Source organism: Saccharothrix carnea, assembly GCF_003014735.1.
Classification (GTDB): Bacteria; Actinomycetota; Actinomycetes; order Mycobacteriales; family Pseudonocardiaceae; genus Actinosynnema; species Actinosynnema carneum.
Genome location: NZ_PYAX01000002.1, coordinates 688,606 through 712,501 on the forward strand (window position 1 = coordinate 688,606; position 23,896 = coordinate 712,501).

Annotated in this window: 27 protein-coding genes; 18 read left to right on the forward strand and 9 right to left on the reverse strand. The window is 72.8% G+C overall.

Features of this window, described 5'->3' with window-relative positions; genetic code table 11:
• Positions 1-487: 487 nt before the first annotated feature.
• Positions 488-1,453 carry a S66 peptidase family protein gene (locus tag B0I31_RS07330; protein WP_342751458.1) on the reverse strand — a complete coding sequence of 322 codons (966 nt, stop codon included), beginning with the start codon at positions 1,451-1,453 and terminating at the stop codon, positions 488-490.
• Positions 1,450-3,363 carry a prolyl oligopeptidase family serine peptidase gene (locus B0I31_RS07335; RefSeq protein ID WP_106614517.1) on the reverse strand — a complete coding sequence of 638 codons (1,914 nt, stop codon included), beginning with the start codon at positions 3,361-3,363 and terminating at the stop codon, positions 1,450-1,452. Before B0I31_RS07335 ends, B0I31_RS07330 begins: the two co-directional genes overlap by 4 nt.
• Positions 3,364-3,493: 130 nt before the next feature.
• Between B0I31_RS07335 and B0I31_RS07340 the strand changes: the two genes are divergently transcribed.
• The 8 genes from B0I31_RS07340 to B0I31_RS07375 all read left to right on the forward strand — a co-directional run bounded on the left by B0I31_RS07340 (position 3,494) and on the right by B0I31_RS07375 (position 9,801).
• Positions 3,494-4,060 (forward strand): DUF3090 domain-containing protein, encoded by a 567-nt coding sequence (locus B0I31_RS07340; RefSeq protein ID WP_106614518.1) that lies wholly within the window; start codon positions 3,494-3,496, stop codon positions 4,058-4,060.
• An 8-nt stretch (positions 4,061-4,068) separates the two neighbouring features.
• Entirely contained in the window at positions 4,069-4,863 is a 795-nt protein-coding gene (locus B0I31_RS07345) for an SCO1664 family protein (protein WP_106614519.1), read from the forward strand.
• 66 nt (positions 4,864-4,929) lie between these two features.
• Complete coding sequence (locus B0I31_RS07350) at positions 4,930-5,403, forward strand: GNAT family N-acetyltransferase (RefSeq protein ID WP_106614520.1); 474 nt, start codon at positions 4,930-4,932, stop codon at positions 5,401-5,403.
• A gap of 13 nt (positions 5,404-5,416) precedes the next feature.
• Positions 5,417-6,178, forward strand: coding sequence for an aminoglycoside phosphotransferase family protein (locus B0I31_RS07355; RefSeq protein ID WP_106614521.1), 762 nt, complete (start codon positions 5,417-5,419; stop codon positions 6,176-6,178).
• An 11-nt stretch (positions 6,179-6,189) separates the two neighbouring features.
• Positions 6,190-6,996 carry a DUF3097 domain-containing protein gene (locus B0I31_RS07360; protein WP_106614522.1) on the forward strand — a complete coding sequence of 269 codons (807 nt, stop codon included), beginning with the start codon at positions 6,190-6,192 and terminating at the stop codon, positions 6,994-6,996.
• 41 nt (positions 6,997-7,037) lie between these two features.
• Positions 7,038-7,463, forward strand: coding sequence for an NfeD family protein (locus tag B0I31_RS07365; RefSeq protein ID WP_106614523.1), 426 nt, complete (start codon positions 7,038-7,040; stop codon positions 7,461-7,463).
• 16 nt (positions 7,464-7,479) lie between these two features.
• Complete coding sequence (locus tag B0I31_RS07370; RefSeq protein ID WP_245949734.1) at positions 7,480-8,700, forward strand: SPFH domain-containing protein; 1,221 nt, start codon at positions 7,480-7,482, stop codon at positions 8,698-8,700.
• 144 nt (positions 8,701-8,844) lie between these two features.
• Positions 8,845-9,801: a hypothetical protein gene (locus B0I31_RS07375; protein ID WP_181320033.1), complete on the forward strand. Its 957-nt coding sequence runs from the start codon at positions 8,845-8,847 to the stop codon at positions 9,799-9,801.
• 78 nt (positions 9,802-9,879) lie between these two features.
• Here the strand turns inward: B0I31_RS07375 and B0I31_RS07380 are convergent, their stop codons facing one another.
• Positions 9,880-11,253 (reverse strand): amidase family protein, encoded by a 1,374-nt coding sequence (locus B0I31_RS07380; RefSeq protein WP_106614525.1) that lies wholly within the window; start codon positions 11,251-11,253, stop codon positions 9,880-9,882.
• Positions 11,254-11,289: 36 nt separating this feature from the next.
• The gene (locus tag B0I31_RS07385; protein ID WP_106614526.1) at positions 11,290-11,667 is read right to left on the reverse strand and encodes a DUF1707 SHOCT-like domain-containing protein; all 378 of its coding nucleotides are present in this window, start codon (positions 11,665-11,667) and stop codon (positions 11,290-11,292) included.
• A 100-nt stretch (positions 11,668-11,767) separates the two neighbouring features.
• Between B0I31_RS07385 and B0I31_RS07390 the strand changes: the two genes are divergently transcribed.
• Positions 11,768-12,652, forward strand: a complete 885-nt coding sequence (locus tag B0I31_RS07390) for a pentapeptide repeat-containing protein (protein ID WP_181320034.1) — start codon at positions 11,768-11,770, stop codon at positions 12,650-12,652.
• Positions 12,653-12,659: 7 nt separating this feature from the next.
• Here B0I31_RS07390 and B0I31_RS07395 read toward each other — a convergent pair whose 3' ends face one another.
• On the reverse strand, positions 12,660-13,172 hold the full coding sequence (locus B0I31_RS07395) for a CGNR zinc finger domain-containing protein (protein ID WP_106614528.1): 513 nt from the start codon (positions 13,170-13,172) through the stop codon (positions 12,660-12,662).
• Between the two features lie 198 nt (positions 13,173-13,370).
• Between B0I31_RS07395 and B0I31_RS07400 the strand changes: the two genes are divergently transcribed.
• Positions 13,371-14,048: a TetR/AcrR family transcriptional regulator gene (locus B0I31_RS07400; protein WP_106614529.1), complete on the forward strand. Its 678-nt coding sequence runs from the start codon at positions 13,371-13,373 to the stop codon at positions 14,046-14,048.
• Here the strand turns inward: B0I31_RS07400 and B0I31_RS07405 are convergent.
• Positions 13,953-14,840, reverse strand: coding sequence for a ferredoxin family protein (locus B0I31_RS07405; protein ID WP_106614530.1), 888 nt, complete (start codon positions 14,838-14,840; stop codon positions 13,953-13,955). The genes B0I31_RS07400 and B0I31_RS07405 overlap by 96 nt on opposite strands.
• A gap of 143 nt (positions 14,841-14,983) precedes the next feature.
• On the opposite strand from B0I31_RS07405, the gene B0I31_RS07410 reads away from it, so the two are divergent.
• Entirely contained in the window at positions 14,984-15,682 is a 699-nt protein-coding gene (locus B0I31_RS07410) for an alpha/beta fold hydrolase (RefSeq protein ID WP_106614531.1), read from the forward strand.
• Positions 15,670-16,383 (forward strand): SDR family oxidoreductase, encoded by a 714-nt coding sequence (locus B0I31_RS07415; protein ID WP_106614532.1) that lies wholly within the window; start codon positions 15,670-15,672, stop codon positions 16,381-16,383. The genes B0I31_RS07410 and B0I31_RS07415 overlap by 13 nt, the downstream gene beginning before the upstream one ends.
• Here B0I31_RS07415 and map read toward each other — a convergent pair.
• Positions 16,343-17,137 (reverse strand): type I methionyl aminopeptidase, encoded by a 795-nt coding sequence (gene map / locus B0I31_RS07420; protein WP_106614731.1) that lies wholly within the window; start codon positions 17,135-17,137, stop codon positions 16,343-16,345. The genes B0I31_RS07415 and map overlap by 41 nt on opposite strands.
• 46 nt (positions 17,138-17,183) lie before the next feature.
• Between map and B0I31_RS07425 the strand changes: the two genes are divergently transcribed.
• Positions 17,184-17,441 (forward strand): helix-turn-helix domain-containing protein, encoded by a 258-nt coding sequence (locus tag B0I31_RS07425; RefSeq protein ID WP_106614533.1) that lies wholly within the window; start codon positions 17,184-17,186, stop codon positions 17,439-17,441.
• On the forward strand, positions 17,441-18,046 hold the full coding sequence (locus tag B0I31_RS07430; RefSeq protein WP_106614534.1) for a class I SAM-dependent methyltransferase: 606 nt from the start codon (positions 17,441-17,443) through the stop codon (positions 18,044-18,046). The genes B0I31_RS07425 and B0I31_RS07430 overlap by 1 nt, the downstream gene beginning before the upstream one ends.
• Here the strand turns inward: B0I31_RS07430 and pip are convergent, their stop codons facing one another.
• The gene (pip, locus tag B0I31_RS07435) at positions 18,047-18,991 is read right to left on the reverse strand and encodes a prolyl aminopeptidase (RefSeq protein WP_106614535.1); all 945 of its coding nucleotides are present in this window, start codon (positions 18,989-18,991) and stop codon (positions 18,047-18,049) included.
• A gap of 43 nt (positions 18,992-19,034) precedes the next feature.
• Between pip and B0I31_RS07440 the strand changes: the two genes are divergently transcribed.
• Complete coding sequence (locus tag B0I31_RS07440) at positions 19,035-19,502, forward strand: MarR family winged helix-turn-helix transcriptional regulator (RefSeq protein WP_106614536.1); 468 nt, start codon at positions 19,035-19,037, stop codon at positions 19,500-19,502.
• A gap of 29 nt (positions 19,503-19,531) precedes the next feature.
• Here B0I31_RS07440 and B0I31_RS07445 read toward each other — a convergent pair whose 3' ends face one another.
• Positions 19,532-20,476 carry a helix-turn-helix transcriptional regulator gene (locus tag B0I31_RS07445; protein ID WP_106614537.1) on the reverse strand — a complete coding sequence of 315 codons (945 nt, stop codon included), beginning with the start codon at positions 20,474-20,476 and terminating at the stop codon, positions 19,532-19,534.
• Positions 20,477-20,577: 101 nt separating this feature from the next.
• On the opposite strand from B0I31_RS07445, the gene B0I31_RS07450 reads away from it, so the two are divergent.
• The 3 genes from B0I31_RS07450 (at position 20,578) to ku (ending at position 23,886) form a co-directional block, all read left to right on the forward strand.
• On the forward strand, positions 20,578-20,976 hold the full coding sequence (locus B0I31_RS07450) for a VOC family protein (protein ID WP_106614538.1): 399 nt from the start codon (positions 20,578-20,580) through the stop codon (positions 20,974-20,976).
• Positions 20,977-21,732: 756 nt separating this feature from the next.
• Positions 21,733-22,704 (forward strand): tyrosine-type recombinase/integrase, encoded by a 972-nt coding sequence (locus B0I31_RS07455; protein WP_106614539.1) that lies wholly within the window; start codon positions 21,733-21,735, stop codon positions 22,702-22,704.
• 291 nt (positions 22,705-22,995) lie between these two features.
• A complete protein-coding gene (gene ku, locus B0I31_RS07460) occupies positions 22,996-23,886 on the forward strand; it encodes a non-homologous end joining protein Ku (RefSeq protein WP_106614540.1) in 891 nt (296 codons plus the stop codon).
• The last annotated feature ends 10 nt before the right edge of the window (positions 23,887-23,896 follow it).

The following is a 23,896-nucleotide window of genomic DNA, read 5'->3' on the forward strand; positions in this document are numbered from 1 at the left end:
CACCACCTCTGACCCACCAACCGCTGACCACCGGCCAGTCGGCACTGGTCCGAGGCCACGATCGAGGTGCACCCGATCGGGCAAAGGACTCGCCGCAGCCGTCAGGGCAACTCGCTGGGGACGCCCAGGAACCCTGGGGGACGCGCCCAACGGCTGGGCGAATGGTGCCTGCCATCGCGTCCGCTCTCGGTTGGGCGCCAGCGGTGGCCGCACGTCGTGGGCATGGCCATGCCCACGACGTGCGGCGCCGGTACTTCTTGACGCCGATGGTGGCGGTGGGGCGTGCCTCGCGTTGGCTGTGGGGCACGGGCTGCGGCGCGTCCGAGGTTGCGGTGCCCGCCGGCAGGCCGGAGGGTAGTCCGCTTGGCGCCGCCGGGGGATCGACCGATCGGCTCGGGTGGGGTCAACCTTCTCAGGAGGGGATCCGGTCCTTTGTGGATCGTGGCCCTCGCAGGTGTGGCGAGCCGGCCGCCGGGGACCTGGATCGTCACGCCACCACGGTGACCTCGCCGGTGTGGCCGTCGATCTCGACGGGTACGCCGAGAGGCACGGTGAGCTGGCCGTCGCAGTGGCCGAACCCGGCGTCGGCGACGATCGGCACGCCGAGCCCGCCCAGCCGGTCGGCGAGTACGGCGGAGGGGTCGCCGCAGCCGGTCCACGAGCCGAGGACGAGTCCGGCGACCTGGTCGAACCAGCCGGACCGCCGCAGGCCGGTGAGCATCCGGTCGAGGCGGTAGGGCTCTTCGTTGACGTCCTCGAGCAGCACGATCGCGCCGGGCGGGGGCGGGGTGTCGAGGAGGCTGAGGTTGCCGCCGACTGCGACACCGCGGGCGACGCCGGGTACCAGGCCGACCCCGCGGTAGGCGGCGACGCCGGTGAACAGGGCGTGGCGGAGCCGGTCGCGGGCGTCGGCGTCCTCCACGAACGCCCTGGTGCCGATCATCGGCCCGAACCAGGTGGGCACGCCGTGCCGCCAGAACCGCTCGTGCAGCACGGTGGTGTCGCTGGAGCCGAGGAAGACCTTGCGGTGCGCGGCGACGGCGGTCCAGTCGACCAGGTCGACCATGCGCAGGCTGCCGTACCCGCCGCGGGCGCACAGCACCCCGGCCACGGACGGGTCGAGCCACGCCTGTTCGACCGAACGGGCGCGGTCGGCGTCGTGGCCGGCCAGGTAGTCCAGCGTCGGGTGGGTGTCCAGGGCGTGGGGGTCCACCCGCACGTCCAGGCCCCACTTGCGCAGCCACGCGACCCCGGCGTCGAGGAGTTCGGCCGGGCACGGTCCGGCGGGGCTGACCACCACCACCCGGTCGCCCGACCGCAACAGCGCGGGCCCGGTGGCGGCACCACCGGTCGGTGCCGCCACCGGTTCGGCGCGCGTCGGTGGGGCTTCGGGTCGGTCGGCCGCCACCGGTCGGTCGTGCGCGGGTGGGGCTTCGGGTCGGTCGACCGTCACCGGCGCAGCTCCAGCAGCGGGATCCCCTCGGGCGTGAAGCCGAACACCTGCCCGTAGAACGACAGCTCGGCCTCCAACGCGGCGACGATGGTCTCGGCCTTGCGGAACCCGTGCTGCTCGCCCTCGAACGTGAGGTAGGCGTGCGGGATGCCGGTGCCGTCGAGCGCGGAGGCGAAGCGGTCGGCCTGCTCGGGTGGGCAGATCTCGTCCTCCAGGCCCTGCAGCAGCAGCACGGGCCCGGCCAGCCGGTCGACCCGGTTCGACGGTGACCGCTCGGCGTACCGGTCGGCCGCCGCGGGCCACGGCCCGACCAGGCCCTCGACGTAGCGGGACTCGAAGTCGTGGGTCTCGCCGCCCTCGCCGGTCCAGCCGGCCAGGTCGAGGATGGGGAACGCGACCATGCCGCACCGGTAGGTCTTCACCGAGGTCAGCGACGCCGCCGAGGTCCAGCCGCCGGCGCTGCCGCCGCGGATGGCGAGCCGTTCGCCGTCCGCGTCACCGGTGTCGGCCAGGGCCTGGGCGACGGCGGCGCAGTCCTGCACGTCGACCACACCCCACTGCTCGCGCAGCCGTTCGCGGAACGCCCGCCCGTAGCCGGTGGAGCCGCCGTAGTTGACCGCGACCACACCGATGCCGCGGCTGGTCAGGTACGCCAGCTCGGCGTCCAGCACGGGCGCCGAACGGCCGGTGGGCCCGCCGTGGACGTGCACGACGTAGGGCGGTTTCTCGTCGTCGGGCCCGGCGAAGTCGGGGTTGCGCGGCGGGTAGACGTAGGCGGGGACGTCGCCGTCTGGCCCGCTGAACACCCGTTCCTCGGGCACGGGCAGGTAGTCGACCGGCAGCGTCGACTCACTGGAGGTGTGCTCGGTGAGGACGCCGGTGGACAGGTCCAGCGACACCACGGCGGACTCGGCGAGCGGTCCGGCGGCGCCGCTGACGAGCACGCCGTCGTGCACGGCCAGGTGCGCGTGCCAGGCGGGCAGGTCCACGTCGACGTCGGTGACGGTGCCGCTGCGCTCGTCGAGCACGGCGAGCGCGCCGGAGCGCAGCACGGCGTAGCGGCCGGGGCTGATGGTGGCGAACCAGCGGTTGCCCAGCCGCCACATCGGCCCGCCGAGCTCCTCGGCGCACGGGGCGAGGTTCTTCGACGAGCCGTCCAGGCCGATGCGGAACAGGTTCCACCAGCCGTCCGGGTCGGTCAGGGCGAGCAGGCTGTCGCCCTCCCACTCGACCTGGCACACGGCCTCGGACTCGCCGCCGGCCAGGACCCGGTGCCCGTCCGAGCCGACCTCGGCGACGCACAGCTCGGTGCCGTCCCACGGCATGCGCGGGTGGTCCCAGCCGATCCAGGCGTAGTGGCGGCCGTCGGGCGAGAGCCGGGGCCCGGTCATGAAGTGGTGGCTGGCGGCCAGCACCCGCACCGGGGAGCCGTCCAGGGGCAGCGCGACCAGGTCGCGGCGCACGTCGGTGCGCGCGTCACCGGTCACGGTCTCGCGCACGCACCACACCTCGGCGTGGTCGGGGCCGGCGGTGAGGTCGGCGTAGCGGTAGCCGTGGTGCCGGGCGGGCTCGGGGCTGAGCGGCACGGGCCGCGGGTCGTCCGGGTCGAACACGTAGACGCGCTGGTCGTCCCAGTTGGTGAACGCCACGCGCGTCCCCTCCGGGGTGTCCAGCACGACCCACGGCCGGCCGCCGTACTCGTGGACGCGGTTGCGCGCGTTCCACGGCGGCGGCAGCAGGTCCTGCCCGTCGCGCACCAGCGCGACCCGGCCGCCCTCGGCGGGTCGTCCCTCGGCCCACCAGGGACGACCGTTGTGCAGGTCGACCCAGTGCAGGCCCCCACCGGCCGCGGCGGCGTCGGCCGCGGCGATGGGCGATGTCCACGTTCCGTACGGTGCGATCTTCACCACGGGGGCGACCTTAGCGGGGCGCGTGGCGGACCGGCCGGCGCCGATCGACCGGGACCGATGTTCGCTGGTCGCCGAAAAGCGAGGGGCAGGGCTGCCGATCTTGCTCGCGTGGCCTAGGGTCGTCGTTGTCATGGCACGCGTCATCCACGTATTCCGCCAGCCCGACCGGTTCGTCGCCGGCACAGTCGGGCAGCCTGGCGAGCGCACGTTCTACCTGCAGGCCTCCGAGGAGGCCAGGCTGGTCAGCGTGGCGCTGGAGAAGCAACAGGTCGCCGTACTCGCCGAGCGCATCGGCTCGCTGCTGGAGGAGGTGCACCGGCGGTTCGGCGCGGACGTCCCCGACGCGGTCCCCGAGGACCTCCGGGACACCGAACCGCTGGCGGTGCCGGTCGAGGAGGAGTTCAAGGTCGGCACGATGGGGCTGGGCTGGGACGCCGAGTCCCGCGCGGTGGTCATCGAACTGCTCGCGATCACCGAGGAGGAGGTCGACGAGGCGGTGGTGCTCGACGACACCGAGGAGGGTCCGGACGCGGTGCGGGTGTTCCTGAGCCCGGTGGAGGCGCGGGCGTTCGCCGAGCGCGCCGACCGGGTGGTGCGGGCGGGCCGCAAGCCGTGCCCGCTGTGCTCGGAGCCGCTGGACCCGGAGGGGCACGTGTGCCCGCGGCAGAACGGCTACCGTCGTTCGGACGAGGGCTGAGCGCGGCGGTGGGTCCGGCTGACGACGGGGTGCTCGACCTGCTGCGGCGTGGCCGCATCGAGGTCGAGGGCAGGCTGGTGGACGCGTCGAACGCGACGTTGTTCTGCGGCATCAGCCTGGACGGCGTGACCGCGCAGTGCGTGTACAAACCGGTGCGGGGCGAGCGGCCGTTGTGGGACTTCCCGGACGGCACGCTGGCGGGCCGCGAGGTGGCGACGTTCCTGGTGTCGGAGGCGGCCGGGGTGCACCTGGTGCCGCCGACGGTGCTGCGGGAAGGCCCGTTCGGGTCGGGCATGGTGCAGCTGTGGGTGGAGACCCACGAGGACGACGGCCTGGTGGACATCGTGCCGGTGGACGGGGTGCGGCCGGGGTGGCGTTCGGTGCTGCGGGCGCACGACCGGTACGGGGAGCCGGCGGTGCTGGTGCACGCCGACCACCCGCGGGTGCGGTTGATGGCGGCGTTCGACGTGGTGGTGAACAACGCCGACCGCAAGGGCGGTCACGTGCTGCACGCGCTGGACGGCGCGGTGTACGGGGTGGACCACGGGATCTGCCTGCACAGCGACGACAAGCTGCGCACGGTGCTGTGGGGGTGGTTGGGCGAGGAACTGCCTGGGGACGCGGTGGAGGCGCTGCGCCGGCTGCGGTCGTGCCTGGACGGGCCGCTGGCCGATCGGCTGCACGAGCACCTGACGCGCGCGGAGGTGCGGGCGTTGACCGAGCGGGTGGAGAAGCTGCTGGCGGTGGGGGTGTACCCGGAGCCGTCCAACGACTGGCCGGCGATCCCCTGGCCCGCGTTCTGACCTTCGCCGACGCCGGGGTGCGGGGGATCTCCACCGGGTCGGGGGCGGGTGTTGTGTACTTGCCGCGTGGACGTGGAGCTGCGCGAGGTGACCGCCGCCGACGTGTTGGTGTTCTTCGAGCACCAGCGTGATCCGGAGGCGGTGCGGATGGCCGCGTTCACCTCGGCGGATCCCTCGGACCGGGCGGCGTTCCTGGTGCGGTGGGCGCGGATCCTGGCCGACGACTCGGCGGTGGCGCGGACGGTGGTGTTCGACGGCGAGGTCGTGGGGCACGTGGCCCGGTTGTTCCAGTTCGGCGAGCCCGAGGTGACCTGTTGGATCGACCGGGAGCACTGGGGCAAGGGGCTGGCGACGGCGGCGTTGGAGCTGTTCCTGCGCGAGGAGCCGCTGCGGCCGCTGTACGCGCGGGCGGCGGTGGACAACCTGGGGTCGCTGCGGGTGTTGGAGAAGTGCGGGTTCGTGGCGGTGGGCGAGGACGTGGGGTTCGCCGAGGGGCGTGGTGAGGACGTGGAGGAGTTCATCCTGAGGTTGGACGGCTGAGGGGGGCGGCGGGGTGGCGTCGTTGGACGAGCGGATGGTGCGGCGGTTCGGCCCGGGGGTGCGGTCGTGGTTGGCCGGGGTGGACGCGCTGGTGGCGGGGTTGTGCCGGGACTGGGGCCTGGAGGTGGTGCGGCCGTTGTCCGGCGGCACGTCGCACACCGTGTTGTGCACGCGCGGCGGTGAGCCGGTGGTGTTGAAGGTGACGCCGGAGCCGGCGATCGCGGCGCAGGAGCACGCGGCGTTGCGGGCGTGGGAGCCGTCGCCGCGGATGGTGCGGGTGCTGGCCGCGGAGCCGGCGCGGGGCGCGTTGCTGCTGGAGGGCCTGGTGCCGGGCACGCCCGCCGAGGACGGCCCGCAGCTGGCCGAGGTGCTGCGCGGGCTGCACATCCCGCCGCCGGAGGGTTTCCCGCCGTTGAGCGAACGGGTGGACTTCGTGTTCGGCGTGCTGCGCGAGCGGCATCCGGGTGACCACGACGCGGCGCACGCGAAGGCGGCGGCGCTGGCCCGGGACCGGGTGCCGGTCACGTTGCTGCACGGCGACCTGCACTTCGGCAACGTGCTGGACGCGGGTGACCGGGGGCCGGTGGCGATCGACCCGCGGCCGTGCGTGGGTGACCCGGCGTCGGACGCGGTCGACTTCGCCTACGCCTGCCCCGACCTGCGTGAAGGCATCGAGCGCTGGTCGGCGGTGGTGGACGGGGACCGGTTGGCGGCGTGGTGCGAGGTGTTCGCGGGGTTCTTCCCCGACCACCCCTCGGTGGCCGCCGGCCGGTAACGTCGCCGGCCGTGCGATCACACGACTACGGCCGCGACGTGTTGTCGGGCCGCAAGCGCAGGACGGTGCCCGAGGTGGTGGCCGAGGTCGGGCTGGTGGCGGAGGACCCGGCGTCGGGGTTCTGCGGCGCGGTGGTGCGGTTCGAGCACGGTCAGGTGGTGCTGGAGGACCGGCAGGGCCGCCACCGGCTGTTCCCGCTGCGCCCGGCGGGTTTCCTGGTGGACGGGCAGCCGGTGACGTTGGTGCGGCCCGCCCCGACGCAGGCGGCGCCGGCGCGGACGGCGTCGGGGTCGGTGAAGGTCGAGGGGCTGCGTGCCCGCACGGCCCGCGACAGCCGGATCTGGGTGGAGGGCCTGCACGACGCGGAGCTGGTGGAGCGGGTGTGGGGGCACGACCTGCGCGTGGAGGGCGTCGTGGTCGAGCCGCTGGACGGGGTGGACGTGCTGGCCGACCGGATCGCGGAGTTCGGCACCGGCCCGGGCCGGCGGCTGGGTGTGCTGGTGGACCACCTGGTGGCGGGCAGCAAGGAGTCCCGGCTGGTCTCGGCGGTCCGGGACGGGAACGTGCTGGTCACCGGCCACCCGTACGTGGACGTGTGGCAGGCGGTGAAGCCCGCGTCGGTGGGGATCGCGGCGTGGCCGGTGGTGCCGCGGGGCGTGCCGTGGAAGGAGGGGGTGTGCGCGGCGCTGGGCTGGGGTGAGCCCTGGGAGGGGTGGCGTCGGGTGTTGGCGGGCGTGTCGGGGTTCCGGGACCTGGAGACGCCGCTGATCGGCGCGGTGGAGCGGCTGATCGACTTCGTGACCGAGCCGACCGGCTGAAACGCCGCACCGCCGGTGGCGGAAGGTGCGAGGATGGACCGGTGGCCGCGCTGATCTGGTTGATCCTCGGTGTCGTCCTGGTGGCGGCCGAGGTGCTGTCGGGCGACTTCGTGCTGGTCATGCTGGGTCTGGCCGCGTTCGGCGCGGCGGGTGCGTCGGCGTTGGGCGCGGACGTGGTGGTCAGCGCGATCGTGTTCGGCGTGGTGTCGTTGGGGCTGGTGGCGGGCGCTCGGCCCGCGATCAAGCGCCGGATGGCGCTGGGTCAGGGCCACCGGTCCGGGGTGGAGGCCCTGGTGGGCAGCACGGCCGTTGTCGTGTCCACTGTGGACGGCCACGGCGGTAGGGTGCGGATCGGTGGCGAGGTCTGGTCGGCGCGGTCGTTGGACCGCGAGGTCATCGAGCCCGGCGCCGAAGTCACTGTTGTCGAGATCTCGGGCGCGACCGCAGTGGTGCTGTCCGGGGCCTGAGTGGAGGCTGGGAGAGTTGACCACCACGCTGATCGTCATCGCGGTTCTGGTGCTGTTCGTGCTGATAGTGACGGTGAAGTCGGTGCTGGTGATCCCGCAGGCCACGGCCGCGGTGATCGAGCGGCTCGGCCGGTACCGGACGACCGCCGCGCCGGGGTTGAACATCCTGGTGCCGTTCTTCGACCGGGTGCGGGCCCGGATCGACCTGCGCGAGCAGGTGGTGTCGTTCCCGCCGCAGCCGGTGATCACCCGGGACAACCTGACGGTGTCGATCGACACGGTCGTCTACTTCCAGGTGACCGATCCGCGGGCGGCGGTGTACGAGATCTCGAACTACATCGTGGGTGTGGAGCAGTTGGCGACGACGACGCTGCGCAACCTGGTGGGCGGGATGAGCCTGGAGGAGACGCTGACCTCCCGTGACCAGATCAACAACCAGCTGCGCGGTGTGCTGGACGAGGCGACGGGCCGGTGGGGCATCCGGGTGGCGCGGGTGGAGTTGAAGGCGGTCGACCCGCCGCCCTCGATCCGGGACTCGATGGAGAAGCAGATGCGCGCGGACCGGGAGAAGCGCGCGATGATCCTCAACGCGGAGGGCCAGCGGGAAGCGGCGATCAAGTCCGCGGAGGGCCAGAAGCAGGCGCAGATCCTGTCGGCGGAGGGCGCGAAGCAGGCGGCGATCCTGACCGCGGAGGCGGAGCGGCAGTCGGCGATCCTGCGGGCGCAGGGTGAGCGGGCGGCCCGGTACCTGCAGGCGCAGGGTCAGGCGAAGGCGATCGAGAAGGTGTTCGCGGCGATCAAGGCGGGCAAGCCGACGCCGGAGGTGCTGGCCTACCAGTACCTGCAGACGTTGCCGCAGATGGCGCAGGGTGACGCGAACAAGGTGTGGCTGGTGCCGTCGGACTACGGCAAGGCGCTGGAGGGTTTCGCGAAGATGCTGGGCGCGCCCGGCGAGGACGGTGTGTTCCGGTACGAGCCGCCCGCTTACGAGCAGCCGGTGACCTCGTCGCCGGAGGCGGACGACGCGTCGGTGGCGGAGTGGTTCGACACGGCGCCGGATCCGGCGGTGGCCGAGGCGGTGCGGGCGGCCGAGGCGGTGGCGCGCAAGGAGGTGCCGGGGCCGATGGAGCAGGCGTCGGTGCGGCGCGGGGCGGATCCGGGCGCGTTGGGCGCGGGGTCGCCGGTGCGTGAGGTGGGTGTCGGGGAGGCGGAGCCGCCGCGGTCGCTGCACGAGTGATGCCCGGTTGGTGATCTTGGACTCGGTGGGTGGGGCGTCGGCGCGGGTGCCGGCGCCCCTTTCGCGTGGTGGGGCGGGTGGGCGTGGTCGTCGGCGTGGTGGCGGGGTCTCGTCGGGTGGGCCGAGGTGCGGTTGGATGTCGCGGTGGACGCATTACCGGGTCGTGCGGCGACCGTGTTGGCCCGTGTCGACGTGCCGTGGCCGGCGCGGTGGGACGAGCTGGCGTCGGTGGTGGCGGAGCTGTCGGCGTTGGTGCGGGCCGGGTCGGGAGCGGAGGTGGTGGCGCGGGAGCTGGTCGAGGTGTTGGTGACGGCGGCGCAGGGCAGTGCGCAGCGCGGGGCGTTGGCCGGATTGGTGGATCGGGTGCTGGATCTGCACGCGGTGGCGTGCGCGGACGGTCCGCCGGTGGACGGGCGTGAGTTGGCGGCGTGGCTGTTGCGGGTGCAGACGGGGTTCGCCGAGCCGCCGGAGGTGCGGTTGGCGTCCTACGCGTCGTCGTTGGGGGCGGAGGGGTTGGCGTTCTACCGGGCGGAGGCGGTGGCGCGGTTCGAGCGGTTGCCGGTGATCGGGTTCGGCGAGACCGGCCGGTACGACCGGGAGCGGTGGGCGTTGCTGCGGGTGATGGAGGAGTTGGCCGAGCACACCGGTGACGTGGACCTGCAGGTGTTGGTGTTGTCGAAGGACTTGTCGTCGGGGTGGCACTACCTGCAGGTGGCGACGGTGTTGCGGGACGCGGGCCGGTCGGCGGAGGCGTTGGAGTGGGTGGAGCGGGGTCTGGTGGCCACGGGTGGGCGTGGGGCGGCGACCCGGTTGGTGGATCTGGGGGTGGACGAGTGCCTGCGCGCCGGCTGGGTGGGGCGGGCGGTGGGGTTGCGGCGGCGGGCGTTCGCGGCGCGTCCGGAGTGGGAGACGTATGCGCGGTTGCGTGCGACGGCGTCGTCGTCGGGTGAGTGGCCGGTGGTGCGCGAGGAGGTGCTGGCGGAGTTGGCCGCGGGTGCGCGGGACGTGCTGCGGCAGGTGGTGCGGGGCGAGTCGGACGCGGTGTCGGGTGGCCGCGTGCCGGAATGGCTGCGGCGGTGGCAGGCGGAGCTCGACCGGTAGCCGTTCCGAGCGTTGAACTCGGGGGTCCTGAACGTAGGACACGCACGACGCGAACGTGGGACACGCGCGTTCTGAGGGTCAGGTGGTGGGTGGGCGGCGGTCGGTCCAGGGGTGGGCGCGTTCGAGTTGGCCGGCGGCGGTGAGGATGGTGCGGTCGTCGTCGGGGGCGGCGACGAGTTGCACGGCCAGGGGCAGGCCGGTGCGGGTGTGGCCGGCGGGGACGGACGCGGCGGGGTTGCCGGTGATGTTCCACAGCGGCAGGAACGTGGTCATGCGGGCGGCGGCGAGCAGGGCGGCGACGGTGGGTCGCCGGTTCCACTCGCCCACGCGCAGGGGCGGTCGGGTGAGCACGGGGGTGAGCAGCAGGTCGTGGTCGGTGAACAGCCGGTTGGCGTCGCGGGTGAGTTTCGCGGTCTGGGCCAGGGCGGTGCGCACGGCGGGTGCGGGCAGCGCGCGGCCCAGGGCGGCGACGGCGCGGGTGCGCGGGTCGAGCCGGTCGGGTCGGTCCAGTGCCTGTTCGGTGGTGGCGGCGCTGTGCAGGTAGCGGGCGGCGAACGCGGCGGGACCGGTGATGTCGTGCAGGTCGCGGTCGACGCGGGTGACGTCGTGGCCGAGGTCGGCGAGCAGGCCCGCGGTGTCCAGGACGGCGTCGCGGACCTCGGGGTCGACCGGGATGCCGGGTCCCCAGGTGCGCAGGGACACGGCGATGCGCAGGGTGCGGGTGTCGGTGACGGCGGCGGTGTGGTCGTGGCCGGGGGCCAGGACGTCGAGCAGGAGGGCGGCGTCGGCGACGTGGCGGGTGATGGGTCCGGCGGCGACCAGGCCGTTCCAGACGTCGCGGTCGGGGGTCAGCGGCACGTGGTCACGTCGGGGTTTGAGGCCGAACAGGCCGGTGCAGGCGGCGGGGATGCGGATGGAGCCCGCGCCGTCGGTGCCGATGGCGGCGCCGACGAGGCCGGCGGCGACGGCGGCCGCGGACCCGCCGCTGGATCCGCCGGGCGAGTGGGCGGGTGACCAGGGGTTGCGGGTGGCGCCGGCCCAGGTGGACTCGGTGAACGGCCACAGGCCGAGTTCGGGCATGCGGGTGCGGCCGACGATGACGGCGCCGGCGGCGCGCAGGCGGCGGACGATCTCGGCGTCCTCGGGCGCGGTGGTGTCGACGGCGGCGGTGCCCTTGGTGGTGGGCAGTCCGGCGAGGGCGAGGTCTTCCTTGACCGCGACGGGCACGCCGAGCAGGGGCGCGTCGCGGCCTTGGGCGCGCTGGGCGTCGGCGTGGTCGGCCTCGGCGAGGGCCCGTTCGGTGAACACGAGCCGGAACGCGTTGAGGTCGCGGTCGTGCCGGTCGATGCGGCGCAGGCATTCGGCGACGAGGTCGCGTGAGGTGAGCGCGCCGGATCGCAGCAGCTCGGCCTGTCGGGCGGCGCCCGCGAAGCACGCGTCGGTCAGGTCCATGTGCCGGACTCTAGGGCAGGACGGGCCGCGGGTGGATCAGGCCGCGGGGGTGATCGGGTCGTGCCGCCGGGTGCGGCGGCGGTGCAGGCCGCGGTGGACGAGCAGGGCGATCAGCAGCAGGGGCCACGGGAACGGCAGGGGCGAGGCGATCCAGGCGACGGCGAGCACCAGCAGCACGACCGGCAGCAGCGGCGGCCGGTGGCGTGCGGGCGGCGCGGCCGGCGGTGGTGGCGGTGCGGGCAGGTCGGCGGTGAGCACGTCGAGGTCGTGCCGGTGCACGGCCGCGTAGGCGGCGGTGATGCGGTGGTCGGCTTCGGCGAGGGTGAGGCGGCCTTCGCCGACGGCGTCGCGCAGCCGGGCGGCGGTGAGCTCGCGGTCGGTGTCGGAGGCGCGTGGCGTGCGGGTGGGTTCCATGCCGTCGATGCTCCGCTCGGACGGGTGTCCCGGCGTCGGGCACGAAGCGGTGACGGGAACTACGCCCGTCGACGTACGCGACAGGGGCATGATCGGGGGTATGTCGTCGTGGCTGGGTCCGTTGGCGGTGGCGTTGGTCATCGTCTGGATTGGTGTGCGCCATGCGCGCGCGTCGCGTTCGGAGACGTTGTTGGACGAGCACGCGCGGCGGCGGGTGGAGCCGCGGGCGGGTGCGGCACCGGCTCCGCTGTCGGTGTGGCGTGAGGCGAACCGGATGTTCCGGGCCGGTGAGGAGGAGGGGTTACTGCTGCTGGCCGAGATCGGCCGGCAGGTGCCGCGGCGGCGGCAGGCGGTGGTGACGGCGTGGTTGGCGGCGTTGCGGGGCGGGGTGAGCCGGGGGTTGGACGCGCCGTGGCGCACCGCGGTGCAGCGGGAGCTGGTGTCGCACCTGCGGCCGGGTGCGGACTTCTGGCCGGGGATGGACGTGGTGGCGCCGGGCGCGATCCTGGTGGACCTCGACCTGTCGGGGTGCCGGGTGAACCAGGTGGACCTGATGGGCGCGGTGTTCGTGGGTGACGCCCGGTTCGAGGCGATGACGGTGACGGGTGACGCGAACTTCGCGGGTGCGCGGTTCCTGCGGCACGCGGTGTTCTCCGAGGCGCTGTTCGCGCGGTCGGTGTCGTTCGGGCTGGCGGTGTTCGCGGGGAACGTGTCGTTGCGGTCGGCGCAGGTGGCCGACCAGTTGGTGTTCGCGCGGGCGAAGGTGTCGGGTCGGGCGGACCTGCGGCGGGCCGAGGTGTCGGGTCGGGCGGATTTCCGGCACGTGCGGTTCGGCGGCCGGGCGTTGTTCGGCGAGGTGGTGTTCCACCAGGACGCGTGGTTCCGGCACGCGTGGTTCCGGGGCCGCACGGACGTCGGCTCGGCGTTGATCGGCGAGGCGGCGGAGTTCGGCAGCGCCCGCTTCGGCCGCCGCGTCATGCAGTGAGCGTGGGTCAGGCGGTGCGGGTGCGGTGGTCGGCGACGTGGACGCGGTTGGCGCAGCGGGTGGTGCAGAAGCGGCGGCGGCCGTTGCGCGAGGTGTCGACGTAGACGGTGCGGCAGCCGGGGCGGGCGCAGCGGCCCAGCCGGCGGGGGTCGGCGCAGACGGCGTGGGCGAGACCGGCGGCGGTGAACGCGCGGACGCGGTGGGGTGTGGGCGCGTGTTCGGGGGCGAAGTGCAGGTGGGGTGGCCGGTCGTCGTGGGTGGAGATGTAGGGCTTGGCTGCGGTTTCGGCGAGCAGGTCGTTGACCAGGTCGACCTGGTCGGGGGTGTGGTCGAAGACGGGTGAGAGGCGGGCGGCCCAGGCGGTGAGGTCGCGGGCCTGCCGCTCGTCGAGGGCGCCCACGGGTTTGTAGCCGTGCTCGCGCAGCAGGTCGAGCAGGTCGGCGGCGCCGCTGTCGGGGTCGGCGTTGACGAGCGCGGCGGCGAGTTCCGCCGCGGCCCCTCCGTAAGGGTTGAAATGCACTGAACCATGACACCACGCTGGTGGGGTGAACACCAGATGCCCTTGTTGCGGGTGGCCCAGTGCCGAGCGCGTGTACCCGGTGTCGTCGCACGGCCGGGTGGACTACGTGCGGTGCGTGTGCGGGGTGTGGTTGGTGCTGGAAGCGGGGCGGGTGGTGGCGACGGCGGGCGGTGCGGGATCGGCTAGTGTCCCGTCCCCGTGACGAGCCGTCGGGACCTGCTGTGCGACTGTGCGATCTCGGTGCTGGCGGCGGAGGGCGGTCGCGGGCTGACGCACCGCGCGGTGGACCGGGCGGCCGGGGTGCCGGAGGGCACGACCAAGAACTACTTCCCGACGCGGGACGCGCTGCTGGGCGCCGCGGCGGCCCGCATGACCGCGTTGCACGCCGCGGCGGTGCGGCGGTTGAGGGAGACGACACCGGAGGGGATCTCGCCCGCGGAGGTGGCGCAGCTGTACCCGGCGTTGCTGCGGCGCGCGGTGGTCGAGGATCCGACGCAGCTGCTGGCGATGGTGGAGCTGTACCTGGAAGCGGTGCGCCGTCCGGGTGTGCGTGCCGCGCTGGGCAGGATGGCGGTGTCCAACGCGGAGGCGGGCGCGGGGCTGCACGCGGCGGCGGGGTTGTCGAGCACGACGCGGGACGCGGGTCTGCTGGACGCCTACTTCCTGGGTGTGGCGGTGTCGTTGCTGGCGCTGCCGGAGGCGGCGTTGCGGACGGTGGGGCTGGACGACCCGTACGCGGTGGGGCTGGGGCTGTTCCACGCCGCCGTACCGGGCGCCGGGTCAGCCGACGGGGACGAGCCGCTCCACCGCGGTGGCGACGAGCCCGGTGGCCGGGGTGGGCGCCGCACCGCAACTGGCCGGCCGGGTGGCCGGTAGGTCCCGGGCCTCCACGGTGACCCTCCAGGCGCGGCCGTCGACGTGCTGCACGGTGTCGCCGCGGACGGCGAGCACGTCGCGGTGCTCACCGGTCAGGTCGCGCACGGCCAGTTCGGCGACCTGACCGCGCGGCGGGTGGGTGGAGCGGCCCCGGCAGCGGTCGGTGACGACGCGGCCGAGGGCGGCCTCGTCGAGCAGCCGGGCGGCGAACTCGGCGTCGAGGCGGCCGTAGGTGTAGCCGGTGGGCAGCAGCACGCCGGTGGGTGCGAAGCGGTGGCCACCGGTGTGGGTGCACTCCCAGACGGTGTCGGGTCGGGCCGCGGCGAGCGCTTCGGCGAGGGGCCGGCCGCGCAGGGCGCAGCACACGTCACGGCGGCTGTTGGCGCACACCAGCAGCAGCGGCCCGGTGACGGGGCTGCCGAGACCGGCGGGCTCTCCGGCGGCGAGGGCGGCGAAGTCCAGGTCGAGCAGGGCGGCGGGGTCGGCCAGGTCGGCCTGCTCGAGCCGGGGCCGGCCGGGGGTGGTGGCGGCGAGGTAGACGCGGCGCGGTGCGTCGTGGTGGGTGTCGGCGTGGCGGCCGGGACGGCGGATGAGCAGGACGCGGACCCCTGTGTCGGCGGCGCGGCGGGCCAGTTCGGCGCCGAGCGCGGGGTCGAGCCTGCTCTGGGTGAGCGCGTCGCGTCCCCAGGGACCGGGTTGTTCGAGGCAGATCCAGGCGGTGGCGGTCGCGGCGGTGCCCGCCTGGGGTTCGTCGAGGTCCGCGGAGATCGCGGCGCAACGCGGCTCGGTCACACCTTCAGGGTGCCCTGGCGGGGCCGTTCGAGTGACATCGGGGTGGGGATTCACGCGTTCGGGCGGCTTGCGGTGGCTGTGCGTGGGCGGTGTTCGCGCTGGGTGGACGCCATCGGGGCCGCCGGGGTCGTAGGTTCGGGGCCATGACGATCACGGGTGAGGCCGCCGGGGTGCGGTTCCTTGCGGTGCCGCCGGCGACGGGAAGCCGGCGGTTGGTGGTGGTGTGGCACCTGATGGGCGAGCCGGGGACACCGGAGGCGATGGCCGAGGCCCTGCCGTTGACCGGTGTCGACGCGTGGCGGCTGTACGCGGCGCTGCCGCCGTGGGGCGAGGGCCCGGACCAGGTGGTCGACGGGTACGCGGCGATGGTCGAATCGGCGGTGGCGGCGATGCCCGGCCTGGTCGCCGCGGCGGTCGAGCGGCTGGGCTGCGACGACGGGCCGGTGGACCTGGTGGGCGGTTCGGCGGGCGGCCACATCGCGCTGACCACGGCCGCGCGCGGCGTGGTGCCGGTGCGGCGGGTGGCGGTGGTGAACCCGGCGGTGCGGGTGCAGGCGGTGGTGGAGGCGTCGATCGAGGTCGGCGCGATCGAGTCCTACGACTGGACGGACGCCTCGCGCGCCGCGGTGGAACCGCTGGACCTGCTGGCGCAGACACCCAAACTGGACGTGCCGCTGCTGGTGGTGCGCGGCGAACAGGAGTACCCGGCGTTCCGGCCCGTGCAGGCGGAGCTGTGCGCAGCCGTCCCGGGCGCACGACTGGTGGACGTACCCGGCTTGGCGCACATGCTCGTGACCGCGCAGGACGTGGTGGACGCGGAGGTCACGGCATGGCTGGCCTGATCGTGGTGACCGGCGGCAGCCGGGGCATCGGCGCCGCGGTGGTGCGGCGGGTGGCCGCGGACGGCCACCGGGTCGTGCTCGGCTACCGCGCCGCCGCCGACCGGGCCGAAGCTCTGGCACGCGAGGTTGACGGGCTCGCCGTGCGGGCCGAGGTGTCCGACGAGACCGACGTCGACGCCCTGTTCGACGCCGCCGCCGAACTGGGACAGGTCACCGGGGTGGTCGTCAACGCCGGGATCACCAGCCCGGTCGGCCCGCTGGCGGACCTGCGCACCGAGGACCTGCGCCGGGTCGTGGACGTCAACGTGGTGGGCGCCTTGCTGTGCGCACGACGCGCGGCACGGGACCTGGTGGCGGGCGGGTCGATCGTGTCGCTGTCGTCGGCCGCGGCCACGCTGGGGTCACCGGGGGAGTACGTGCACTACGCGGCGACGAAAGCGGCGGTCGACGCGATGACCGTCGGGTTGGCCAAGGAACTGGGCCCGCGCGGGATCCGGGTGAACGCGGTCGCGGCCGGCACCGTCCGCACCGGGATCCACGAGCTGTCCGGCGTACCGGACCGGCCCGACCGCGTCGCCTCGGCCATCCCGCTCGGCCGACCCGGCGAGCCGGAGGAGATCGCCGAAGCGGTCGCCTGGCTGCTCAGCGACGCCGCCTCGTTCACGACCGGCGCGGTGCTGCGGGTTGCCGGGGGGCTGTGAGCACGCGAGGCCCGTCCTCGGTCACCGCGACGGTGTGCTCGACGTGGGCGGCACGGCTGCCGTCGACGGTGTGCAGCGCCCAACCGTCCTCGGCCGCGTAGTAGGCGTCGCTCCCACCGGCGTGGAACATCGGCTCGATGGCGATCGTCATACCGGGACGCAGGGTCAGGCCACGACCGGGCGCGCCCTCGTTCGGCACACCGGGCGCCTCGTGCATCGCCCGGCCGATGCCGTGGCCACCGAAGTCGGCGGGCATGCCGTACCCGGCCGCACGGCCGATCACCCCGATCGCGTGCGACACGTCACCGATCCGCGCACCCGGCACGGCGGCGGCGATCCCGGCCTCCAGCGCCCGCCGGGCGGTGTCGATGAGCAGCAGGTCGGCGGGCTCGGCCCGACCGACGACGAAGCTGACCGCCGAGTCGCCGTGCCAGCCGTCCAGGTGGGCGCCGCAGTCGATGCTGACCAGGTCACCGTCGCGCAGCCGGTAGCGGTCGGGGATGCCGTGCACGATCAGGTCGTTCACCGAGGCGCAGATGACACCCGGGAACGGCGTCGGCGCGAACGACGGCAGGTAGTGCAGGAACGACGACCCGGCACCCGCGTCACGGATGACCTGGTGGGCGATCCCGTCCAGCTCCAGCAGCGACACCCCGACCGTCGCGTGCTCGCGGACCGCGGCCAGCGCGTCGGCCACCACGACCCCCGCGGCACGCATGGCGTCCAGTTCGCCGGGGCTCTTCAACTCGATCACCACAAGCTCCCAACCGTGATAGTAATACCGGTATTACTATCACAGCATGGTGCGACAGCCACTCACCCAGTCCGACCGCGACCGCGGCGAACGCCTCGGCGAACTGCTCCGCCGAGCCCGCGGACAACGCAGCATGGTGGACGTCGCCACCGCGGCCGGCATCTCGGTCGAGACGCTGCGCAAGATCGAACGCGGCCGCATCCCCACACCGGCGTTCTTCACCGTAGCCGCCCTGTGCGACGCGGTCGGACTGTCACTGGACGGGCTCTCCCGGGCCGTCGAACCACAAAGGCTCTCCGCGTAGTGCAGGACTTCGTCCTCTCCGTCACCAGCGCGCGACCGGTCCCGCTGACCCCCGAGATCGTCCTGCGCACCGCGGACGACATCGTCGCCCTCTGGGAACGCACCGGGTCACCCGAACCGCCGTTCTGGGCGTTCCCCTGGGCAGGCGGACAGGCACTGGCCCGACACGTGCTCGACCACCCCCACCTGGTCGCCGGCCGCCGCGTCCTGGACCTGGCATCGGGCTCCGGCCTCGTCGCCGTCGCCGCCGCCCGCGCGGGCGGCATCGTCACCGCCAACGACGTCGACCCCGTCGCAGCCGCCGCCATCGCCCTCAACGCCCGCGCCAACGACGTCACCCTCACCATCACCCCCGGCGACCTGCTCGACACCGAACCCGACACCGACGTACTGCTCGCCGGCGACGTCTTCTACGACCGCGACATGGCCGCCCGCGTCGAACCCTTCCTCCTCGCCGCCCACCGACGCGGCACCCTCGTCCTCGTCGGCGACCCCCACCGCACCTTCATGCCCGAGAACTGGACCCGGGTCGACGCATTCGGGGTACCGGTACCAGCGGACCTCGAAGGCGTCACGGTCAGGACCACCACCGTCTGGCGACCCTAGCTAGCGCCGCGCGAACCGGTCCGTCGCCGCCAGCACCGCCTCCGCCATCCCCGGGTCCGACGCCGCGTGCGACGCGCCCTGCACCACCACCAACTCCGCGTCCGGCCACGCCCGGGCCAGCTCCCACGCCGTCCACAACGGACCCTGCAGGTCCAGCCGACCGTGCACCAGGACCGCCGGGATCCCGCGCAACCGCTCCACGTCCCCCAACACCTGCCCGTCCGCCAACCACACCCGATGGCTGAAGTAGTGCGCGCACAACCGCGCGAACGCCATCCGCCACGCCGGATCCGCCATCCGCGGCCCCGGCTCGTACTCCGGGTCCAGCGACACGATCGAGGACTCCCAGTCCGTCCAGTCCGTCGCCGCCTTCTCCCGCACCGCCGGATCCGGGTCGTTGAGCAGCGCGTGATAAGCCGCCACCAGATCCGTCGCACCCTCGCCCGCACCGTCCCGGAACCTCGACCACTGCTCCGGGAACAACATCCCCAGCCCGTTGTACAACCAGTCCAGCTCGGCATACCGGCCCGTGGTGATCGCGACCAGCACGATCTCCGTCACCCGGTGCGGGAACAGCTGCGCATACCGCAGCCCCAACGTCGAACCCCACGACCCGCCGAACACCATCCACCGCTCGATGCCCAAGTGCTCACGCAGCAACTCGATATCGGCCACCAGGTGCGCCGTCGTGTTCACCGACAGGTCCGTCGAGTACTCGCTCGCGTGCGGCCGACTCCGCCCGCTGCCACGCTGGTCCAGCAGCACGATCCGGTACGCCTCCGGGTCGAACTGCCGACGCATGCCGGGGGAGCACCCCGCCCCCGGCCCACCGTGCAGGCACACCACCGGCTTGCCCTCCGGGTTGCCGCACACCTCCCAGTACACGAGGTTGCCGTCACCGACGTCCAACATCCCGTGCTCGTAAGGCTCGATCTCCGGGTACATCCACCCCTCCTCACAGATACAACAGCGCTGTTACATTAGGGGAGTGGACCACACGCCCGCCGGCCAATACCTCGGCACCCGCCTCCGCCACCTCCTCGACCTCCTCGAAGGCGACGTCGCCCGCGTCTACACCGACCTCGGCCTACCGGGCTTCCGCCCCCGCTACACCCCGGTCATCCACCTCGTCCACACCAGAGGACCGCTGTCCATCCGCGACCTCGCCGACACCATCGGCATCACCCACTCCGCCGTCAGCCAGACCGTCAACCAGATGCGCCGCGACGGCCTCGTCGACCTCAAACCCGGCGACGACGCCCGCCGCCGCATCGTCCACCTCACCGACCACGCCCGCGCCATCCTCCCCACCCTCGACACCGAGTGGACCGCCACCACCGCCGCCGCCCACGACCTCGACGCCGAACTGCCCTACCCCCTCACCACCCTCGTCGACGCCGCCCTGAAGGCACTGGAGGACAAGCCCATGCGCAACCGCATCCACGACCGGATGTGAGAACCCCGCGCCGACCCGGGGGAGCGGCCTCACCCGGAACCGTGCAGCGCCACCAACTCCGCACCCAACCGCGCCAACTCCGCCCGCACCGCCCCCGACTCCACCACCTCCACCAACCCACCCCACCCCGCCAACACCTGCGCGATCATCAGCGGAGCCGGCGCCGACAACCGCAACCTCGCCCGACCACCCACCTCCGCCAACACCTCGCAATGCCGCCCGAACTGATCACGCAACACGTGCGCGAACCGCGGCTCCACCGACACCACCGCCGACACCGACCCCCGCCGCCGCTCCACCTCCGACACCACCCGCTCCCACGCCACCGACAAGTCGAACCCCACCGGCCGCTCGAACACCTCCTCCGTCACCCGCGCCGACACCACCCGATCCACCCGGAACGTCCGCTCACCCGCCCCCGTACCCGCCACCAAGTACCAAACCTCGTCCTTGTCCACCAACCCCCACGGCTCCACCACCCGCTCCGACCGCACCCCACCACGCCCCTCGTACACCAACACCACCCGCCGACGCCCCACCACCGCCTCCTCCAACACACCCACCAACCCCGGCCGCCCCCGACCCACCTCACCCCAACCCGCCACATCCACCACCACCGCGTCCGCCGCCGCCAACGCACCCTCCCGGAACGTCTCCGGCAACGCCCGCACCAACTTCCGCAACGCCGCACGCACCTCCGGCGACCCCGACGCCGCAGGACCCACCAACAAGAACAACGCCCGCGCCTCCGACGCCGTCAACCCGCTCAGATCCGTCCGCGCACGCCCCACCAACCGCCAACCACCACCACGCCCCGGCTGCGGGTACACCGGCACACCCGCCGACGACAACGCCTCCAGGTCCCGACGCGCCGTCGCCACCGACACCTCCAGCTCCCCGGCCAACTCCGCCGCCGTCACCCGCCCCCGCGCCTGCATCAACAACAGGACAGCCACCAAACGGTCCGCACGCATGGACCCAGTCTCGCCCGAAAAGTGCTCAATCGGTGAGCACTTTGACCGCCAAGCTGGGGGAGAAGCGACGAACACGACAGGACACCGGAAGAGGGACCACCATGCTCCGCGGACTCACCACCACCAGCTTCTTCGCCGACGACCTCGACGCCGCAGCCGCCTGGTACACCGAACTGCTCGGCATCGAGCCGTACTTCAAGGTCCCCGGCGGCTACATCGAGTTCCGGATCGGGGACTACGAGCACGAGTTCGGCATCGTCAAGAGCGACTACGCACCGCACGACGTGCACAGCGGACCGGCCGGGGCGATCACGTACTGGGCCGTCGACGACCTGCGGGCCACGCTGGACCGCCTCGCCGAACTCGGCGCAACGCCGCACGACGAGCCGAAGGTCCGCGGCGACGGCTACATCACCGCCAGCGTGGTCGACCCGTTCGGCAACGTGCTCGGCGTCATGGAGAACGCGCACTACTTCGACGTGCTGGGGAAGCGGCCCTGAACCTCTTACTTAACATAATGTAGATTATCGGCGTTGCGGGTGGGCCGGTCGGCAGGGGCACGAGGCTGCGGACCGGCCACGCGAACACACAGGTGCTGCACGCGCGCACGACACCGTCGCCAACGCGTCGTCCGCGCCGCCGCCACGCGCCTCGACGTTTCGTGCGCACGACGCCGGCAGGCCGGGCTCGAGGGCTGGCGGCGGGGCGTGCCGGGCCGGAAGGCCGGTGGCAGTTGCCAAGTCGCTCCGGCACACCGCCGTAGAAACGTCACAGTGACGGATCCTGGGTGGCGTCAGCGGGCGTCGGGACGGCATGCCCGGCCGGCTCGCACCTGAGTGTTGATCATCGAGGGTCGGGTCCTCGGTGGGCGCCAAAGCCCTTCGGTGGCCTTGTCTGGTGGCCAAGATGAGCGTGATGTGTCGCGTAGTGCGCAGGATGTCGGTTTCGGGGGCAGATCGGCTGCCGGCGGAGCGTTCGGGAGTGGCATCCCCCGGTCGGGGCCTCCACCCCTTCCGGACCCGCGATTCATGGATAATGGCAATTATCCATGAATTGATCATGAAGTGACCGGGGATCGGTGCGTGGTCGACACGTCGGAGTCGACGCGGCGCTCGGGAGGCGGGGTCAGGCACGTCAACTCCCCCGCGAGGTGTCGGCTCGGGCTGCCGTTCCGTCCCGCTCCCCTCCCCCTCTGGTGCGCGTCGTCGCGGTGCGGTCGGCGGGTTTTGTCGGTGGTGTGCGGTAGGAAGATCGACATGTTGGTGCTTGCCGCTCAGGAGTCGTTCTTCCTCGCTCGTCGGCCGCGGAAGGATTCGCCGCACACGACGGCGGCGTACCGGCGTGACCTGGCCGGGGTCACGGCGTTGTTGGCGGAGGCTGCGGGCACTCCCCCGGAGTTGTTGGAGATGTCGGACCTGACGGCGCGGAACCTGCGTGCGGCGTTCGGGGTGTTCGCGGATTCGCACGCGAAGTCGTCGGTGTTGCGGGCGTGGTCGACGTGGAACCAGTTCTTGACGTTCTGCGTGGCGGAGGAGCTGGTGGCGGGCAATCCGATGGGGGCGGTGGCCCGGCCGAAGACTCCCCCGCTGGTGCCGAAGCCGTTGCGGGGTGAGGACACGCCGGAGCGGTTGTTGGCGGCCGCGGCGGAGGGTGCGCGGCGTGGGCGTGATCCGTGGCCGGAGCGGGATGTGCTGGTGTTGGCGTTGGGTCTGGTGGCGGGGTTGCGGTCCGCGGAGATGCGGACGTTGACGCACGCGTCGGTGGTGGGTCGGCCCGGTGAGCGGCGGTTGCACGTGGCGGGCAAGGGGAATCGGGATCGGTCGGTGCCGATCGAGCCGGCGATGGATCGGATCATCGAGCAGTACGTGGCGTCGTGTCGGCGGCGTTTTCCGCAGGGTCGGTTCGATCGGGGGTCGGCGTTGTTGCGTGATCGGCATGGTGAGCCGATCGGGCGGGGTGGGTTGGAGTACTTGGTGCGGTCGTGCTTCCGGTGGGCGGGGTTGCACGATCGGGTGCCGTCCGGGGCGAACCTGCACGCGTTGCGGCACACGTTCGCGACGCGGTTGGCGGAGGACGGGGCGACGGCGTCGGAGATCATGGCGTTGTTGGGGCACGCGTCGTTGGCGACGTCGCAGAACTACATCGAGGCGACGGCGCGGGAGCGGCGGGCGGCGGTGGCGAGTAATCGGACGTATGCGTCGTTGGCGCGGTTGCCGCAGCAGGAGTGAGGTGGGTTGGTCCGTGCGGGTGACTTGGGCGAGTCGATGTTCGCACGGGTGTGCGCAGGGGTCATGAGGGCTGTGTGGCGTGGTTCGGCATCGGCGGGTGTGTTCGGTGTGTAGTGCGGGGGTGGATCTGTTGGGTGGCGTTGCGGCGGAGTGTGGAGCGGGTGCGGTCGGGGCGGTTGTGGCGTGAGGGTGGTTGAGGGTGCCTCGGTGGTGGTCGCGGCATGCCTGATTGTTAGTCCGTTCGGGTGACGTGCTGGTGCGGATCGTGCTGTTCGCGGGTAGTCACGTGGCATGAGGTCCGTGTGGCGTGGGGCGATCTCCTTCGGGTTGGTGACGATCGGTGTCCGGTTGTACACGGCCACGGAGGAGCACGACTTCCGGTTCCACCAGGTGCACCGGGAGGACGGTGGGCGCATCCGGTACAAGCGGGTGTGCCAGGTGTGCGGCGAGGAGGTCGCCTACGCCGATATCGCGAAGGGTTACGAGCTGGACGACGGTCGGGTCGTGGTGTTGGAGGCCGAGGATCTCGACAAGTTGCCGTTGAACACCGATCACGCGATCGACGTGTTGGAGTTCGTGCCGGTCGAGGAAGTCGATCCGATTTATTTTCAGAAGTCCTATTATTTGGAGCCGGACAAGGCGGCGACGCGTCCGTATGTGTTGTTGCGGACCGCTTTGGAGCGCAGTGGGCAGCTCGCGGTGGTGAAGATCACGATTCGTCAGCGGGAGACGTTGGCGATGTTGCGGGCGCGTGATGATTTGTTGGTGATGCACACGATGTTGTGGCCGGATGAGGTGCGCAAGCCTGATTTCGAGTTCTTGGGTGCGGATGTGGAGGTTCGGCCGCAGGAGTTGAAGATGGCGTCGTCGTTGGTGGACAGCATGGCGGGGTCGTTCGATCCGGATGAGTTCAGCGATGACTACACCGAGGCGATGCAGAAGGTGATCGCGGCGAAGGCGGAGGGTGCGGAGTTGCCGGAGCGGCCTGAGGTGGAGGAGGCCGGTGAGGTGATCGACCTGATGACGGCGTTGGAGCGGAGTGTGGAGCAGGCGAAGTCGGCGCGGGGTGGGAAGTCGGCGGCGCGCAAGCCCGCGGCGAAGAAGGCGGCTTCGTCCGGCTCGTCGGGGTCGTCTGGGTCGTCGCGTAAGCCTCCGGCGAAGAAGAAGGCGAAGCCCGCCTGACGGCGTGGCG